Raw genomic sequence first — 16749 nt, 5'->3', positions numbered from 1 at the left:
CTATTTTACAAGTATACACCTTCATAGAGTGTTACTTGAATCGACGGAGCTTCTTGTAATTGATTCATATCATAGGATTCAATCGTCCAACTGTTTGCGTTTCTTTTATAATCATCATTTCTTTTTTTCTACATATAAATCCTTGAGTTTATAGGCAGCGTTCATAATTAAGTCGGGATCCTTTGTCAAATTATACTTTAGTGATGGAGGATGCTTTTCTAAGTAATGGTATAGGCACCACCTTACTGACCAATTGAGATCATCGGCAAGAGATACCCAAAAGGCCAATTCAGCTTCAGTTGCTTCTTGAAGCAGTCCATATAGATAAAGGCCTCTAACGCCATCATCTACCTCACCAAAGGTTCGAATCCAGAATATGTCCCTTTCTTCTTTTGAGATTGGTTTAAATAATTCTGAAACGGCCGTTTTTCTTACGAGTTCGGATGTAACTACAGTAAGTTGCCATAAGTAAATTCTACTACATAAAGCTTGATCTATTAGTGCTGATAAAGCTAAAGCTCTTTCTACTTCACGAGTTGATTTTATGGAATAAGGAGGATTCTTAATCGTAATGCTCTGGGATTTCGTTGTCTTCGTATCGAAATTGTAACCCGCTTTTAAAGCGGTTAACACCGTTAAAACATGAACTCTTGATGCAGGAATCTGAAAGTCTTCAAATTTCTTACCGTTTTCTTTTAGAGCATAATTTAAGCATATCCGGGCTTAAATAAGGAAATCTAGAAAATAAATAAGTGCTTATACCTGTAAGTAAAGTCGCTGATCCACTTGCTCCTCCATAATAAGTAATTGAAACGCTCTTTTCTCTCTAAGAGCCAATCAATTCCCATTTTCAACCGTTCCTGTTCCCCTTCTCGAAAAGCCCCATGATTTAATACGAGAAAAGTAGCTGCAGGAGATATGCCTGTATGAATTCGACCATTAACTTCGATGGGTTGATGTGACAAACTTAGTAGTGTTAACAAACCGTGTTCATTTTCATAATCATCGATCTCTTCAGCTTGCTCATAAGCGGGATACGTAAATTCAATCGTAAAATCGTCATTTACAGTAATATAGAGTAGTTTATCACCTAAATATTTGATAATTTCATCTGATTTTAACGTGTCGATGATGATAACTCCTATCCCCTTACCCGAATGTTCAGGATCTGGCATTTGCGAGAATTCCACCCTTTTCCAAGTTGGGTCTATTCGTTTTCTATTCATATTATTTGCCTCTCAATTTGTATTGTTTTTCCTACATATAAAACGCCCATGCGAAACCCCATTCACATCGTAAACAACAAAGATGAAAGTATGGTTTAGCTTTTAACTGTTGGCTTTCACTTTGTTGTTTTGTGCTTATTCATTTTAATCTTTGTTGTAAGTATGATTATGACCTTGAGAGTGAGCAGTACCCAGCGGAGCATGATTTTTCGGGAGCGGTGAGCAAAGCTCCGCATTAGAGCATCAGCACTAACTTTCATATAAAAATTAGCACGAACCTAACATAGAAAAAAGCCAACCTCTCTAAAAGAAGATTTGGCTTTTAATCCTAATGGTTGATTGAATCGCTAACCTTGTTTATCAAATTGAATCATTTTAAGCTAACACCGCTCGGTCGCTCACTAATTTCTCACCGCGAATTCTCTGGAACTCCTCTAATAGCTTTTCGATCGTTAGTTCCTTTTTTTCCTCAGCATTTACATCTAATATAATCTGACCTTTATCCATCATGATGAGGCGATTACCAAGGTCTAGAGCTTGCTGCATATTATGAGTAACCATTAATGTTGTCAACTGGTATTGCTCGACTATTTTCTTCGTTAAATGAGTAATAAGCTCCGCACGGGCTGGGTCAAGTGCCGCGGTATGTTCATCGAGGAGCAGGATTTTTGGCTCAGTAAAAGTAGCCATTAATAAGGATAAGGCTTGACGCTCACCACCAGAGAGTAGACCGACCTTCGCATTGAGGCGATTTTCTAAGCCGATGTTTAATGTTTCCAACTTTTGCTGAAATAGCTCTTTTCTTTTTTTGTTAACCCCAAACTTAAACGTTCTCTTTTTGTTACGTGAATAAGCTAAGGCTAAGTTCTCTTCAATCGTCATGGAAGGAGCCGTACCTGCCATCGGATCCTGAAAGACCCGTCCTATTAACTGTGAACGTTTATATTCTGGAACAAAGGTGACATTTTTACCGTCGATGGTGACATCACCTACATCAGGTGTTAAGGCACCGGAAATCATATTCATTAATGTCGATTTCCCTGCCCCATTACTGCCAATGACTGTCACAAATTCGCCCGCATTTAAAGAGTGGTTAATTGATTGTAACGCCTTTTTTTCATCAGGAGTCCCTTCGTTAAAGGTTACAGAAAGCTGCTCAATCTTAAGCATGGTGGCTGACCTCCTTACTTTGTTGTAGTCTTTTCTGCTTCAGTCGTTTCTTATTACGTTGCTTTTGGATAATCTTAGGTGTAATTAATGCAGCGATGACAATAAGAGCGGTAATTAAGCGAACATCACCTGCTTCAAGGAAATCTACACGTAAGGCGAAAGTAACGACAATTCGGTAAACGATCGCTCCACCAATAATCGCTAAAGTCGCTCTAAAGATCGTTTTAGTGCCAAATAAGGCTTCACCGATAATAACGGACGCTAATCCAATAATAATGAGACCGACACCCATACCAGCATCAGCAAAGCCACCATGCTGGGCAATCAGAGCACCAGAAAAGGCAACCAACGCATTCGAAATTCCAAGACCTAAGATGATGAGCCAATCCGTATTAGCAGATAAACTACGAATCATTTTTTTGTTATCACCTGTTGCACGTAAAGCAATCCCAATTTCTGTTTTTAAAAATAAATCTAATAAAAACTTAAGGAAGAAGGTAATAAGGATCATAACTAAAATAATGCCCCAGCTTCTATCAAGGCCAAGAAAGCTAAATATCGAGTTGAAAAAGGAATCAATGCCGTAAGTCGCTGTAAACGTCCTTACTTGGTCAAAAAATGATTCCCCAACAGGAACACCTAAATTGGGCCTGCCCATAATTCGTAAATTAATCGAATACAAAGCGATCATCATTAAAATGCCTGACAATAAGGCATTTATTTTTCCTTTTGTATGTAATAATCCAGTACACATGCCCGCGATAAAACCAGCGATTAATGCATAAAAGCTAGCTAGTATCGCCGGAACCCCAGCTGTAATGGATACGACAGCTACCGCAGCTCCTGTAACAAAACTTCCGTCAACGGTAAGATCAGGAAAATCAAGCATACGGAATGTTAGGTACACACCAAGTGCCATGATGGCATAAATAATTCCTGTTTCAAAGGCGCTAAATAAAGCAAATGCCATAAATGTTCCTCCTAGTATGAAGTAATAAAAAAACCGACTTGTCACGATGCAACAGGTCGGTCTCTGTGACTTATTCCGTCTCTAATAATTCCGCTTCATCATCCCAAGCATCATTCCATTCGACGCCTTGAGCTTCTGCTGCATCTTTATTAATGATTAGTTGCATATCTTGGGGATACTCAACAGGAATATCCGCAGTTGTTTTTTCGCCTTGCAGTACTTCTACAGCCATTTCACCAGAACGGTAACCGATGGAGAAATAATCAATACCAAATGTTGCAAAACCACCTTTTGCTAATGAATCTGGTTCCCCTACGAATAATGGGATCTGCTCATTATTGGCAATTTGTACGATTGCCTCTAATGCTGAGACCGCCGTATTGTCTGTCACAATATAAAAGGCGTCTACTTCACCAACTAACGAAGCAGTGGCTTGTTGAACCTCTGCCGAAGTAGCGACCGAGCGTGTAACCATAGTGAGGCTCGTGCCTTCCATCGCTTGCTCGACTAGCTCTATTTGAGCAACCGAGTTGGCCTCGCCAGCATTATAAACCAAACCAACTGTTGAATTAGGGAAGTATTGTTCCATAAAATCAACTGTAAATTTAATAGAGTCTGGATGTAAATCGACCACGCCTGTTATATTATCACCAGGCTCATCCATAGAAGTAACAAGCTCACCAGCAACCGGATCTGTTACTGACGTAAATACAATAGGAATGTCTTTCGTAGCTTGCAAGGCACTTTGGGCACTTGGTGTGGAATTAGCAAAAATTAAATCGACATCTTTGGAAACGAGATTACTAGCAATTGTGGCATTATTACTTTGATCATTTTGTGCGGAATTAAAATCGTATACAACTTGAAGCCCGGCATCCTCTAATGCTTGTTTAAAACCTTCGTAAGCGGCGTCTAAGGAAGGATGTTCGACAATTTGAGTCGCCCCTACCGAATACGTTTCTCCACCGTCACCACCACCTGTGTTAGAAGTCCCGCATGCTGTTAACGCTACACCGAGAATTGCTACAACTGACCACTTTTTCCATAAATGCTTCATTTTCCTACCCCTTTGTTTTAATTTTCTAATAGTTTTAACATTAAGTATTATCTTAAAACAATGATTCAAGAAAGTAAATAAAAAATTTTATTACTTTAAAGCGTTTTGTTGCGAAAATATATTAGATTAGTATAAAAATTCAGATAATAAATGAATTCGATTTCAAAATGATTTCTCCTTTATTTTGAGAGAAAAAAAATAAAAAACCCCTTCTACAAGGAGTTCTCATGTCGATAAATCCATCTTATAAATGTTTGATAAGCCATGTTCTGTTCCTTTGTACTGCAAACGGTGATGAACCTCGTACTCAGGCAGTAATCATCTATCTACGAGTTACCTCGTTTTTCTTTTTCGTTCATTTCCAAAAAAGAAAATGCCCCTACCATATTTTGGGTTTCTCGCTCGAGGGGTTTACCGCGTTCCACTCTGAATGTTTCCATCCAGACTACGTCACTGTGGCACTTTCAAGGACTTCATTCCATATCCGAAGACTTAGGAATTTATCCTGCCGTTAGCTCAGGAAACCTGAACTACCCTAGCTTATGAATTCGCTAGGCACGAACACTACAAGCATCTCAGCTTGTGCGAGCATGGACTTTCCTCTACATGAAAACATGCAGCGATTACCTAAACATTTATAACTCATATACGACCTTGTTTATTATACATAGGTATTTATATAAAATCAATAACCTTTTTGCTCAAGTATCGCTTTCCTCGCTAATCGATCGGCTTGCTTATTTTTCTGACTTGGAATCCAAAGCATAAAAAATAAATCAAATTGCTCGATTAAGGCTAATGCCCTTTTTAAGTAAGGCTGATATTTCTTATTCTTTACAAATTGCTTCTCCAATGCTTGATCGATAAGTTGTGAATCTGTACGAAAGGACACTTCTTTAAAGTCGTGTTCTAGACAATAAGTTAAGGCATATAGTAAGGCTTCATATTCTGCCTCATGATTAGACATCTCTGGAAGAGGAATGGATAATTCTACGGTTTTTCCGTTTCCAATCTTTATCCATACTCCTGCCCCTGAATAACCTGGATTGCCGGCACTCGCACCATCTATATAAACATCTATCAAACTTTCATCCCCTTTGGTTCAATAAAACGAAAGAAAAAGAGATCAATGATCTCTTTTTCTAATCCATTACGATTCGTATAATTTCTTACCAAACACTTCTTTTTCTAAGTTAGATAATCTTTGTAAAATATCGTAATTCGTACTTCCAACAGATGGTGTTGGTTGATGTCTTGTTGGTCGTTCACTTGCAGATTTAACCTGCATTTTTAATTGAGCATTTTCTTTTTCTAGACGCTCAATCGTTGTTTGAAAAGTTTCATAGTCTTGAATAATCGCATCTAAAAACTTGTCAACCTCATCTTGATTGTAACCACGCATGCTTGATTTAAAGTCTTTATTTAAAATTTCATTTGCCGTAAAGCGGATTTCATTATTGCTCAAGTCATTCACCCCTATAATTGCATTCGTACTTTATATTTTTCCAAAAGTTAATCCGATTGTCAAATTGATTTCGCTTTTTCTAGCCAAAATCCTATATTTTTGACGCTATTCGATATATTTTTTATAAAAAAAGAGGTTTCTACTGATCATATTGAGCTTCTTCCACAATAACGTTTAAATCATAGGGCGTAATAATTTCAAGATAGAAGTTCCTTTTTGTTTGCTCCTGTTGTGCAACATGTAAATAAAATTGTGGCGATCCTTCTTTTTCTTCATCAAACAATACGAGTAATCCATCTACTTTTTCAATGATGAATTGATTTTTTTGCTTTAATTGTAACGGGTTTTCATAAGGCCGATTGGTAATACTTTTAACAAAATCAGCTTTTCCAATAATTTCACGATAATATTCTTGGTTTTTTTCATTCCATGTTTTTTCCTGTTCTAAGAAAGGAGTAAGGACGCTGAGCTTAAGCTGAGGGTATATTTCTTTTAAGGCAATAACTTCTTCTGCCACCCATAATTCCACACCTAGTTGCCCACTAATGATGACCCATTCTAATCCGTCTTCAATTAGCGGTATGAGCCTTTGTTTAAAGGCTTGACGAATATAAGTGATACCTATATGTTTCCGATCAAAAATCCCAAGTTCAAATGATTTATAACCTGTCACTGCTAATGTATGTATCAATGAACACTCCTTTCGATTTTATCAAGAGGTGTTTAAAAATAGGTAGGCCTACTTCTGATTCTTCATACTGTTCACGACTAACTAACACCTCTTTTGATGTAAATCATTTTTTTATTTTCTCTTAAAACTGTTGGAATATCAAATGGTACGAAAATAGTGCCTTCGTAAAATAATTGTGTCTACTTACAAGGGTGTTTCTATTAATGATAGCCGTTCTTCGAAAATCAACAAGATGAGCTTTTTATCAAAGGCTTAAATGAGTTTTGAAGAGAAAAACGAAAACAGTCATAAAAAAGAAGTGAGCCTCATGGTTCACTTCTTCTGAATTGTGTTATAACTAACGTTTACAACCACAACCGCTGTGACCGTGACCATGACCATATCCGCCTTGGTTACCCCACATTGGCATTTGAGCTTGAGGAGCGAACCCAGGATTCATCATTTGACCACCCATCATTGGTGGACGAGGTGGTTGAGACATTGCACCTGCCACGGGTACATTGGACATAAATTGTTGGTTTGAGATCGTTTGTTCGTTAGATATTGTATTCGGGAAGCTGTGTACATGTTTGTATACATGATTAGTAACATTTGTCGTGTGTGTTGGATGTACCTCTGGAACGATATATTCACACGTTTTTTCTACAATATTATGCTGAGTAGGGTGTACCACCGCAGGCATTACTTGAGTTGTTGTTGGCTTGTGACATACATTAGCTGGTTTGTGACAGTGAACGGGCTTATGACAATGATTCATCATCGTTTTATTTCCTCCTTTTTTGTTTGAGTCAATAATAAACTATGATTAAAGTCAGCTAATGGTACTAGTTGTTTCGTCTATTTATCGTAATAATTCAATTTTCTTCCCATGAACGAAATTTTCTCTTCAAATAAATGACATAACACCAGTCTATTTGACAGAGTTAGACAACAAACCACTTACAGTCATGTAGTTTTTTGTTGACATTGAGAAAATCTTGCGCTTGCTCGGGAAATAATGAATGGAGATTTTCATTATTTTTGGGACAACCTCTCTTTCCTTTTTAACAAGCTCGTCATCTGTTTTTCAGATTTGTTGTTTTTTTCGTTGCTTAAAAGCAAATGGTCAATCGCTAATGCTGTTAATCGCAATGCTTCCGCCTTATTCTTTTTAACTCTTTCGTATATTTTTGCAGCTTCCTCCATACTTTCTACAGCGTACTTTGGATGCTTAGCTAATTTTAGAAAACCAATTAAAGCTTCATCAAATTTCTTCTCTTTTTTGTTTAGATAGGCAAGTTCGTAGATGGTATCAGCCATTACTTTCTGATTATCAGCTTGTTGTAACACTCGGTTTAACTTGCTTTTTGCGATTTCTAATTGATTCGTATAAATGAACCATCGGGCAATCTGATAGTTCTCTTCGGCACTCGCTAATGATGGACCATTCAGGATTAAATGGCTAATATGGGTATAGAGTGTAATTAAACTTAAAACATCCCATTCATGATGTTGAATGATTCCACTTAAAAGCTCAGGCTCTTGTTCATTTAAATAATCAAAGTAAAGCATAGGCGCTAAATAACCAGGAGTATCTGATACTCGGTTAAATTGAAGGACTTCTTGTTCAACTACCGAAAGCTTACATGATGGCAAAATATCTTTCCATAATCGTCTTGCTGCATGCAATAAATCAAAATGACCGACCTTTGGTAAACGCGGTACTTCATTTCTGACAAATGTGTGCCTTGTTTTTACTTTTGGCCAATCAAAAGCCTTTCCATTATACGTAACGAGCTTTTTATCGTGACCTAAATCTTGAAGAAAATAATGATAAAACGCAACCTCTGCTTCTGGACCTGGTAAAATATATTGCTTGACCTTCACTTCGTCGCCAATCACCTGGCTATATCCTAATAAAAATATAGAATGCCCGGCTCCACTGCTTAAGCCTGTCGTTTCTGTATCAAAAAACAATAGATTCTCTAAAAGGATTTGTCGGCTAGATAAAGGATGCATCACATCAAAATTCTGCCATTGCTTATTTACTTTTAGAAGCTCAGAAAAGCTGTATAAGCCATGCTGTGATTCAATGGGGTAGCTTTTTTCAATAACAAATATAAATTGATCTTCGAACCAGTATGGTTGTGCTCCTAGTTCTGACCATTTTTCAAATAAGTGATCATGTTCTGATGTATCTGTCTGGCTTTCTTTTTCAGGAGAAGGAGCCGTAGTCGTTGGTAGAGACATGTGAGACCGCATTCGTTGAAGCTTACTTTTCATTTGAACCCCCCTCCCTTAAACATGAATCGCTTTAAGTAATGATAAAACGATGGTCTTGGCATGAGCTTGGTTTGTAGACGAACCTACACAAGCCGGGCAACCGCTGTCACATGGACATTGTTTAATGAGTGCTCTAACCTGCTCAACAATGAGATCAATGTTTTTATAAACTTGTTTCGCTAACCCAATTCCACCTGGATAACGATCATAAACAAAAATCGTCGGTTGCTCGGAATGATCGGCTTTTATTTGTGGTACGACATGTAAATCAGATTGATCGCACATCACAAAAACTGGAGCCACATGCCTGATAACTTGTGACAAACCAAGTAAACCTTCCTCTAATACCTCTTCTTTATAATCTTGTAGTAATTCTTTCGAGAAACTTAACCACATCGCACTCGTATGAAGCTCTTCCTCTGGTAAATGAATCGGCCCCGAACCAATATTTTCAAAGGTTGATAGTTTTATCTTTTTAAATATAGTAGCTTTGGCATTTACCATCACATCACCAAAAGATATGGTTGTATGAGTGGATGCCTTCGATTCATCCTCTTCTAATACTTTTAGTTGTACAGCTAAATTAGCATCGGTAAAATATTCAACCGCAACTTGACGGACAAAAGCCTTCTTCTCTTCCCAATCTAAAAGCTCAACTTGGTACTGAATTCCTTGATGTAAATAAATGGCTTCATCATGAAGAAGTGTCATCGCACTAAACCGATCCATCTCACCAATAACGATTTCTTGGCCCTGGTCCGATTGATCGATAATAATCACATTTTCCTGGGAAGCCGAACGCAAACTAATACCATGTGCAGGAAATGCATCGGTCATCCAATACCATTTATCTAATTTATGATGAAGGATTTGTTCATCCGTTAAAAATTCTAGGACCTCCTCAACATCCACACCGTCGAATGTTTCACCTTTCTTAAATGGAAGCTCATAGGCTGCACATTTAATATGATCGACAAGAATAATTAAATTATCTGGGTTTAAGCGTGCCGATTCAGGCGAACGTTCAAAAAAGTAATGGGGATGATTCATCACATATTGGTCAAGCGGTGTTGAATTGGCAACCATGATAATCACAGACTCGGTATGCCTTCTACCAGCCCGACCAGCTTGCTGCCAAGCACTTGCTATCGAACCTGGGTATCCATTCATAATACAAACTTGTAGTTGGCCGATGTCGACACCTAATTCCAAGGCATTGGTACTAACAACTCCAAGAATTTCTCCTTTTCTTAACCCTTGTTCAATTTCACGACGTTGTTTCGGTAAATAACCACCACGATAACCTCTTATTGATTTTGACCCTAACTCTTTCCTTGTTAGATTTTGTAAATGACTTAAAATCACTTCAACACGAACGCGTGATCGTGCAAAAATAATGGTTTGAACTCGATTTTTTAAGAAGTGTTCTGCAAGTGCGTGTACTTCAAAGGTTGAGCTTTTACGAATATTTAACGCTTGATTAACAATCGGTGGATTATAAAACAGAAAGTGCTTTTTCCCTCGTGGAGCACCGTTATTATCAACGAGTCGAACTGGTTCACCTATTAATGTTTCTCCAAGTTCCTTTGGATTAGCAATCGTTGCTGATGTCATGATAAAAACAGGTGAGCTCCCGTAATAAGCGGCAATTCGTTTTAGGCGTCTGATTACATTGGCTACATGACTCCCGAACACCCCCCGATATGTATGAAGCTCATCAATAATGACATACTTCAAGTTTTCAAAAAATGAAACCCATTTCGTATGATGAGGTAAAATCGCTGAATGAAGCATGTCTGGATTGGTCATGACGACATGTCCTGCTTTACGAACAGCTTGTCTAATCGTTGGTGCAGTATCTCCGTCGTACGTAAAACACTTTACCTCTCCTCCTATTTCTTCAATTAATTCATTAAGCTCACTTTTTTGATCTTGAGCTAAAGCTTTGGTAGGAAATAAATATAACGCTCTACTATTAGGGTCTTTTAAAACTTGTTGCAGTACGGGTAAATTGTAACAAAGTGTTTTACCAGATGCAGTTGGTGTTACCGCTACAAAGTTTTCTTGCTTTTGTGCATATTCAATAGCGGAATGTTGGTGCGTATATAATTCATGAATTCCTCTTGTTCTGAGTGCCTTTTGAATATGATCATGGATGAAGGCTGGAAATGGTTTGGTTTTTGCTTCGACACCTTCAAGTTCATGCCAATGGACAATTTGCTCTTTGAACGTTTCCTCAGTTTGTAATTCATTGATTAGCTCTCGAAGCTCTTTTTTAAACATTGATTCACCTACTTGTTTATTATGAATAACTAAATTTATATATTGTAGTCGTTTGTTTTTTTGATTCACACTCATTGTAGCGAATGTTTGTTTGTTTTTCTAGTGTTGTTGTGTTTTATATAGGTGAAAGTTAAGACTCATACTTATGTGTGGAGCTCTGAGCACCGCTACTGAAAATCATGCAACACGTCTAGTGGGGTGGCTGTTGTGCAGTGTCTAACTATCTTTTTTTGAAATGGGTTTGAATTTTTCGCATAAATAAAATTATTTGAATGATTTCCATGTCTATTTGACTAAATTTTGTTATTATAAAAAGGAACATAAGTTCTGATCTTTAAAGGGGAGAATAGATTATGTGGAAAAGAATAGAATGTGTTGCAATTTTTACTGAGGATATGGAAAAGTCGGTAAGATTTTATCAATCATTAGGATTAATCAAATCTTGGGAAACTTCTCAAGATGAAGAAAAACAATGGACACTAATTGGGATGAAATTTCCTAATGATAATTCAGAGTTAGTATTAAAGAATAACCCTAATTTGAACTTTTCTGAAACTGAGATTGTTGTTGAAGACGTTCGAGAAACATACGAAGTATTAAAATCTAACTCTGAAGTCCAGTGGATTCGTACTCCTTTCCCGAACTCTTTAGGTGGATATGTAGCTGTCATGCAAGCACCTGACGAAAATGTATTTGTTTTAGTAGGTAAATAAGTATGTAATTTCAAAAAATAAAAAGAGTTCGTTTGTGTTAGTTGGTTATAGTGTGATAGGAAAATGGAGTGGCAATATTGTTTATCCAATCCCAGAATTATGGGGGAAATCCTATATATGGGGTACCGTCAGGAAAATGCGGATTTACAACGCTAAGCCCATTTTCCCGACTATTCCCCCAGTTTTAACAACGTTAAGAAAGTTTCAAGGGTCTTAAAGAATCTAACGAGACCATTTTCTCCGAATTAAAATGGTATTCTCCAAGTAAATTAATATGTTCCCAACCTAGAGGTGACATATGGTGCAATAATTCTTCATTAAAACTACCTGACCGTTTTTGATATTCAACTGCCTTTGTCAGATGTAAAGTATTCCAGATACTGATGGCATTAATGATTATATTTAAGGCACTGGCCCTTTGCAATTGATGCTGTATGGTTCGTTCCCTAAGCTCACCTTGTTTTCCAAAGAAGATAGCCCTTGCCAATCCATTCATGGCTTCTCCTTTATTCAATCCTCGTTGTATTTTTCTTCTTAATGATTCATCCGATATATAATTCAAAATAAAGATCGTTTTTTCTATTCGGCCCATCTCACGTAAGGCGGTAGCTAAGCTGTTTTGTCTTGAATAGGAACCTAGTTTCCCCATAATAAGGGATGCTGAAACTGTTCCTTCCCTTATAGAATGAGCTAATCGCAAAACATCTTCATAATTTTCTTTAATGACCTTTGTATTTATTTGTCCACGTAAAATGGCTTCTAATTTTGGATATTCGCTTGCTTTATCTATTGTAAATAATTTTGAATCTGATAAATCTCTTATTCTTGGAGCAAATTTAAATCCTAATAAATGAGTCAATCCGAAAATTTGGTCTGTGTAACCGGCTGTATCTGTATAATGCTCTTCTATGTTTAAATCCGTCTCATGGTGCAACAAACCATCCAAAACATGAATCGCATCCCTTGAATTAGTATGAATGATCTTTGTGTAGTAAGAAGAAAATTGATCACTAGTAAAACGGTAGATGGTGGCTCCTTTCCCCGTTCCATAATGTGGATTTGCATCTGCATGTAGTGATGAAACTCCTAGCTGCATTCTCATACCATCTGACGAGGATGTTGTGCCGTCTCCCCAAAAAGAAGACAATTGTAGCTTGTGATGAAAATTTACTAATACAGCTTGGGCTTTATTCATTGCGTCTTCATACATGCGCCATTGAGACACATTGGCTAGTTGCTTATATGTAAGCCCGGGTGTTGCTTCAGCCATTTTGCTCAAGCCAATATTCATTCCCATTCCTAAAAGAGCAGCCATAATAATGATTGTTTCTTCTTTATCTGGTTTTCGTTTGTTAGAAGCATGTGTAAATTGCTCATGAAATCCTGTTATATGGGCAACATCCATAAGTAAATCGGTTAATTTTATTCTTGGTAGCATCTGATACAGGCTTGCACTAAATTTCTTTGCTTCTTGTGGAACATCTTTTTCTAATCGTGAAATCGACAGCTTTCCTTTTTCAAGAGAAACTCCATCTAACTTGTTGGAATTACCAGCTAACCAATGTAACCTCCCATTAAGGCTGCTAGTTCTCTCTGTAATATAATCCTTGAATGATAAACTAACCGATAATCTTGTATTCTCCTTCGTTTGATTCCATGTATCTTCGGAAAACAAATATTCCTCAAAATCTCTATATTGTCTACTGCCCACAATAGAAACATCACCAGCCCGAATATGCTCCCGAAGTTCTGTTAAAACAGCCATTTCATAGTAATGCCGATTGATTGTTGTACCATCATCCTCGTATAAATGCTTTTTCCACCGTTTTGAAATAAAATCCAAAGGTGAGTTATCAGGTACTTTTCGCTTCCCAGATTCGTTCATTCCTCGTATAATCTCTACAGCTTGTAAAAGTGGCTCATTCGCCTTTGTGGAATGAAATTCCAATACCCTTAATAGGGTTGGCGTATATTTTCTAAGAGAATAAAATCGTTTTTGCAGTAAGTCTAAATAGTCATAGTCGGCAGGACGTGCAAGCTCTTGAGCTTCTTCCACTGAAGAAACAAAAGAATTCCATTCAATAACCGATTCTAAAACCTCAAAAACGTCTAGTTTTTCCCGTTTTGCTTTGATTAAAGCTTGTCCGATGTTCGTATAGTGTATAACCTTCTCATTCAGCTTTTTCCCGTTTTGTTTCTGAATTTCTTCTTGAGCCTTACGGCCTTTTGATAACAGACTGAGTATTTGTCTGTCATGAATTTCAAAGGCTTTATCCGTTAAATCCTGAGTAAGGTGTAATAAATAGACGGTTAAAATCGAGTATCGTTTATTTTCTTGAAAGTCACGGAACGCATAAGGCTCATATCTTGAACCTAAGCGAGATAGCTGTAACAAGCGATTGCGATGCAAATGATTAATTTGTACCGTTTCTAATTCCATACCTCGTATGTATTCGAGTCGTTCTATTACTTTTAGAAATGTTTCGGATGAAGGATGACCCGGTGGTTCCTTTAACCAACCCAATATCGTTTTATTGGAATCGGATGAATGTTGCGAAGTAATGATTTCTTCAAGCTTTTCTTTTTGCTCACTTGTTAGAGATTGACTAACTGTATTAAACAGCTTCTTTTCAGCCATTTCTCTCGCCTCCCACACTATTCTTTCAAGTGTAGTGATAGCAGGCAGTATGATTTTGTTTTTTCTTAGAAAATCTATGCATTCATGCAGTAGATGAATGGCATCACCATTTCCCAAAGCTAATTGATGAAGGTGCTTAAATGTCATTCGATATTCACTCAAGGTAAAAGTTACAAAGTCGTATTCACTTCGAATTTCTTTCAAATGATCCCAAAGTGTATTTTCCCTTTGAGGATAATAGCTAAGCGAGGATGGACTAGCACTGATTTGTTTCGATATATATTGTATAACCGAATCTGGGATGCTTTTAATATGAGTGTATGGCCAACCGGGATACCGAAGAATAGCTAATTGAACGGAAAACCCTAAACGGTTTTCTTCCCTCCTTCTCTTATTAATGATTTCTAAATCACGTTTGGAAAAGGTGAAGTAGGTCCCCAATATCCATTCATCTTCAGGAATTTGCATAAAAGCCTGTCTCTGTTCCGGTGTAAGCAATTCTCTACCTCTAGCAATTTTCATTCAGTATCAGCCCATTTCTGTATTTTTCAATTTATTAGCTCAATTATATATCAATAGAGTGTACTCTATTGATACAAGTATAGTAGACTGATAAAATCATAGTTAAGAGTGTCTCATAAGACTTGTCTCAAAAACGAGGTGAAATTTTGCAGAAAATCGGTTATGTACGCGTCAGTTTGACTAGCCAAAATCCTTCAAGACAATTTCGGCAATTGAACGAAATTGGAATGGATATTATTTATGAAGAAAAAACTTCAGGAGCCACAAAAGATCGTGAACAACTTCAAAAAATGTTAGAGGATTTACAGGAAGGTGCCATTATTTATGTTACAGATTTAACTCGGATCACTCGAAGTACGCAAGATTTATTTGAATTGATTGATTTAATACGAAATAAAAAGGCAAGCTTAAAATCACTTAAGGATACATGGCTAGATTTATCAGAAGATAATCCATATAGCCAATTCTTAATTACGGTAATGGCTGGTGTTAACCAATTAGAGCGAGACCTTATTCGTATGCGTCAGCGTGAAGGAATTGAGCTCGCAAAGAAAGAAGGGAAGTTTAAAGGACGGTTAAAGAAATATCATAAAAATCACGCAGGAATGAATTATGCAGTAAAGCTATTTAAAGAAGGAAATATGACTGTAAATCAAATTTGTGAAATTACAAATGTATCTAGAGCTTCTTTATATAGAAAGCTATCGGAAGGAAAAAAATAAGCATTCATTACTTATATTAAAAATTTCCGGGGATTGTGAAACAACGTACCTAACCAAGCAGGCTATTTCTATAAGGAAGTATCAATATTTGTTTATCTAACTAGGCACGATCATCAAAGGGTTCCGAGTACATTTTAACGGAGATATACGCTAAACTCAGATTTAAAGCAAGGCTGTATTTTCCGAGAACACTTTATAAAAAACAACCTTAGTCAATCACAAACGAAGGTTGTTTTTATAAAGTCATGGTCTAATTAAAACAATTGCTGTCCCAAGAGCATACTTGAGACTGAAAAGGCACCAGCAGGTGGTAAAACATTAGTATATATGGGAGGTCCCAAACGGGGTGTAAAGGTTGTAGCAATCCAATTTCCATATTCACCAGCCAGCAAAGAGGGAGGTTTCATTATAAACCGTCCACTTAAAACGAAATGCCGAATGCTTATAGCGGTCTCATCAAATATTGTCAAGTTGCCAAAAAAGGAGGCATATGGTGAATCGAAACTTATTTGTTTAGCGCTTTCGTCCCAATACCCATTAATCGGAATAGGTATACCACGAAAATTAACTGTACCTACTACTTTGTTGTCTACAATGGAATCAATGGTAAGTATACCTCTAATAATGGATCTCCCCGCAATAGAAGCATCAATCCCCCATACGGATGGAAAGGGGATACTAACTTTGGCTGTCTTTGGAATTTTCAAAATTAACCTCTCCTCGATTATTTTATGTATGGATTGAGTTGTATTTAATCATAATCCTGTAGTAATGATACAGTATATGCACAGAGAATCACTTAGGTGTTTTGTTAAGAAAGAAGCATCAATAATCAATCAGCCTACTGTCTAGATGAACAAGAGTTTGCCTGACCCACGAAAAATATGGAACATTAATTCCTGCTGCTCATACATATGGTCTCGCATTTGGAAAATTTCTTAGCTTTAAAATAAATCATCTGATTCAATGAAATGTAATGCCTATCATCACCTATTTTTATATGTACCTCAGACGAATTCCTATACCTCCG

General features: G+C 37.1%; 15 protein-coding genes and 1 other RNA gene. 2 read left to right on the top strand and 14 right to left on the bottom strand.

All coding sequences use genetic code 11. The features are described 5' to 3' along the window. Nucleotides 1-114 precede the first annotated feature (114 nt). The 12 genes from PQ479_RS02175 to PQ479_RS02120 form a co-directional block, all read right to left on the bottom strand. A complete protein-coding gene (locus PQ479_RS02175) occupies nucleotides 115-633 on the bottom strand; it encodes a hypothetical protein (protein ID WP_047989228.1) in 519 nt (172 codons plus the stop codon). A 104-nt stretch (nucleotides 634-737) separates the two neighbouring features. Beyond that, nucleotides 738-1226, bottom strand: a complete 489-nt coding sequence (locus tag PQ479_RS02170; protein ID WP_273716736.1) for a hypothetical protein — start codon at nucleotides 1224-1226, stop codon at nucleotides 738-740. A 375-nt stretch (nucleotides 1227-1601) separates the two neighbouring features. Next, the gene (locus PQ479_RS02165; protein ID WP_047989230.1) at nucleotides 1602-2396 is read right to left on the bottom strand and encodes an ABC transporter ATP-binding protein; all 795 of its coding nucleotides are present in this window, start codon (nucleotides 2394-2396) and stop codon (nucleotides 1602-1604) included. After that, nucleotides 2389-3366 carry an ABC transporter permease gene (locus PQ479_RS02160; protein WP_047989231.1) on the bottom strand — a complete coding sequence of 326 codons (978 nt, stop codon included), beginning with the start codon at nucleotides 3364-3366 and terminating at the stop codon, nucleotides 2389-2391. The genes PQ479_RS02165 and PQ479_RS02160 overlap by 8 nt, the downstream gene beginning before the upstream one ends. Before the next feature lie 70 nt (nucleotides 3367-3436). Beyond that, nucleotides 3437-4423, bottom strand: coding sequence for an ABC transporter substrate-binding protein (locus PQ479_RS02155; protein ID WP_047989232.1), 987 nt, complete (start codon nucleotides 4421-4423; stop codon nucleotides 3437-3439). 253 nt (nucleotides 4424-4676) lie between these two features. Next, nucleotides 4677-5058, bottom strand: an RNA gene (rnpB, locus tag PQ479_RS02150) — RNase P RNA component class B. A 50-nt stretch (nucleotides 5059-5108) separates the two neighbouring features. After that, the gene (locus PQ479_RS02145; RefSeq protein ID WP_047989233.1) at nucleotides 5109-5507 is read right to left on the bottom strand and encodes a reverse transcriptase-like protein; all 399 of its coding nucleotides are present in this window, start codon (nucleotides 5505-5507) and stop codon (nucleotides 5109-5111) included. Between the two features lie 66 nt (nucleotides 5508-5573). Then, a complete protein-coding gene (gene gpsB / locus PQ479_RS02140; protein WP_047989234.1) occupies nucleotides 5574-5888 on the bottom strand; it encodes a cell division regulator GpsB in 315 nt (104 codons plus the stop codon). Nucleotides 5889-6027: 139 nt separating this feature from the next. Next, nucleotides 6028-6576, bottom strand: coding sequence for an SLOG family protein (locus PQ479_RS02135; RefSeq protein WP_047989606.1), 549 nt, complete (start codon nucleotides 6574-6576; stop codon nucleotides 6028-6030). A gap of 340 nt (nucleotides 6577-6916) precedes the next feature. Beyond that, on the bottom strand, nucleotides 6917-7339 hold the full coding sequence (locus PQ479_RS02130) for a spore coat protein (RefSeq protein WP_047989235.1): 423 nt from the start codon (nucleotides 7337-7339) through the stop codon (nucleotides 6917-6919). Between the two features lie 254 nt (nucleotides 7340-7593). Beyond that, nucleotides 7594-8841, bottom strand: coding sequence for a ribonuclease H-like domain-containing protein (locus PQ479_RS02125; RefSeq protein ID WP_047989236.1), 1248 nt, complete (start codon nucleotides 8839-8841; stop codon nucleotides 7594-7596). Nucleotides 8842-8856: 15 nt separating this feature from the next. Continuing rightward, nucleotides 8857-11124, bottom strand: coding sequence for a DEAD/DEAH box helicase (locus tag PQ479_RS02120; protein WP_047989237.1), 2268 nt, complete (start codon nucleotides 11122-11124; stop codon nucleotides 8857-8859). 353 nt (nucleotides 11125-11477) lie between these two features. On the opposite strand from PQ479_RS02120, the gene PQ479_RS02115 reads away from it, so the two are divergent. Further along, complete coding sequence (locus PQ479_RS02115) at nucleotides 11478-11837, top strand: VOC family protein (protein WP_047989238.1); 360 nt, start codon at nucleotides 11478-11480, stop codon at nucleotides 11835-11837. A 193-nt stretch (nucleotides 11838-12030) separates the two neighbouring features. On the opposite strand, the gene PQ479_RS02110 is transcribed toward PQ479_RS02115, so the two are convergent. Continuing rightward, entirely contained in the window at nucleotides 12031-14997 is a 2967-nt protein-coding gene (locus tag PQ479_RS02110) for a Tn3 family transposase (protein WP_047989239.1), read from the bottom strand. Between the two features lie 146 nt (nucleotides 14998-15143). Between PQ479_RS02110 and PQ479_RS02105 the strand changes: the two genes are divergently transcribed. Beyond that, on the top strand, nucleotides 15144-15719 hold the full coding sequence (locus PQ479_RS02105) for a recombinase family protein (RefSeq protein WP_047989240.1): 576 nt from the start codon (nucleotides 15144-15146) through the stop codon (nucleotides 15717-15719). Nucleotides 15720-15973: 254 nt separating this feature from the next. On the opposite strand, the gene PQ479_RS02100 is transcribed toward PQ479_RS02105, so the two are convergent. Then, nucleotides 15974-16426 carry a hypothetical protein gene (locus PQ479_RS02100; protein WP_000701227.1) on the bottom strand — a complete coding sequence of 151 codons (453 nt, stop codon included), beginning with the start codon at nucleotides 16424-16426 and terminating at the stop codon, nucleotides 15974-15976. Nucleotides 16427-16749 lie beyond the last annotated feature (323 nt).

The organism is Alkalihalobacillus pseudalcaliphilus, assembly GCF_028610675.1.
Lineage (GTDB): Bacteria > Bacillota > Bacilli > Bacillales > Bacillaceae_D > Alkalihalobacillus > Alkalihalobacillus pseudalcaliphilus.
This window is presented reverse-complemented; position numbering and strand designations above follow the sequence as displayed.

Coding starts and splice junctions, on each gene's coding strand:
- PQ479_RS02170 (WP_273716736.1), bottom strand. CDS start 1,226: ATGAATAGAAAACGAATAGACCCAACTTGGAAAAGGGTGGAATTCTCG.
- PQ479_RS02130 (WP_047989235.1), bottom strand. CDS start 7,339: ATGATGAATCATTGTCATAAGCCCGTTCACTGTCACAAACCAGCTAAT.
- PQ479_RS02110 (WP_047989239.1), bottom strand. CDS start 14,997: ATGAAAATTGCTAGAGGTAGAGAATTGCTTACACCGGAACAGAGACAG.
- PQ479_RS02165 (WP_047989230.1), bottom strand. CDS start 2,396: ATGCTTAAGATTGAGCAGCTTTCTGTAACCTTTAACGAAGGGACTCCT.
- PQ479_RS02120 (WP_047989237.1), bottom strand. CDS start 11,124: ATGTTTAAAAAAGAGCTTCGAGAGCTAATCAATGAATTACAAACTGAG.
- PQ479_RS02160 (WP_047989231.1), bottom strand. CDS start 3,366: ATGGCATTTGCTTTATTTAGCGCCTTTGAAACAGGAATTATTTATGCC.
- PQ479_RS02115 (WP_047989238.1), top strand. CDS start 11,478: ATGTGGAAAAGAATAGAATGTGTTGCAATTTTTACTGAGGATATGGAA.
- PQ479_RS02125 (WP_047989236.1), bottom strand. CDS start 8,841: ATGAAAAGTAAGCTTCAACGAATGCGGTCTCACATGTCTCTACCAACG.
- PQ479_RS02155 (WP_047989232.1), bottom strand. CDS start 4,423: ATGAAGCATTTATGGAAAAAGTGGTCAGTTGTAGCAATTCTCGGTGTA.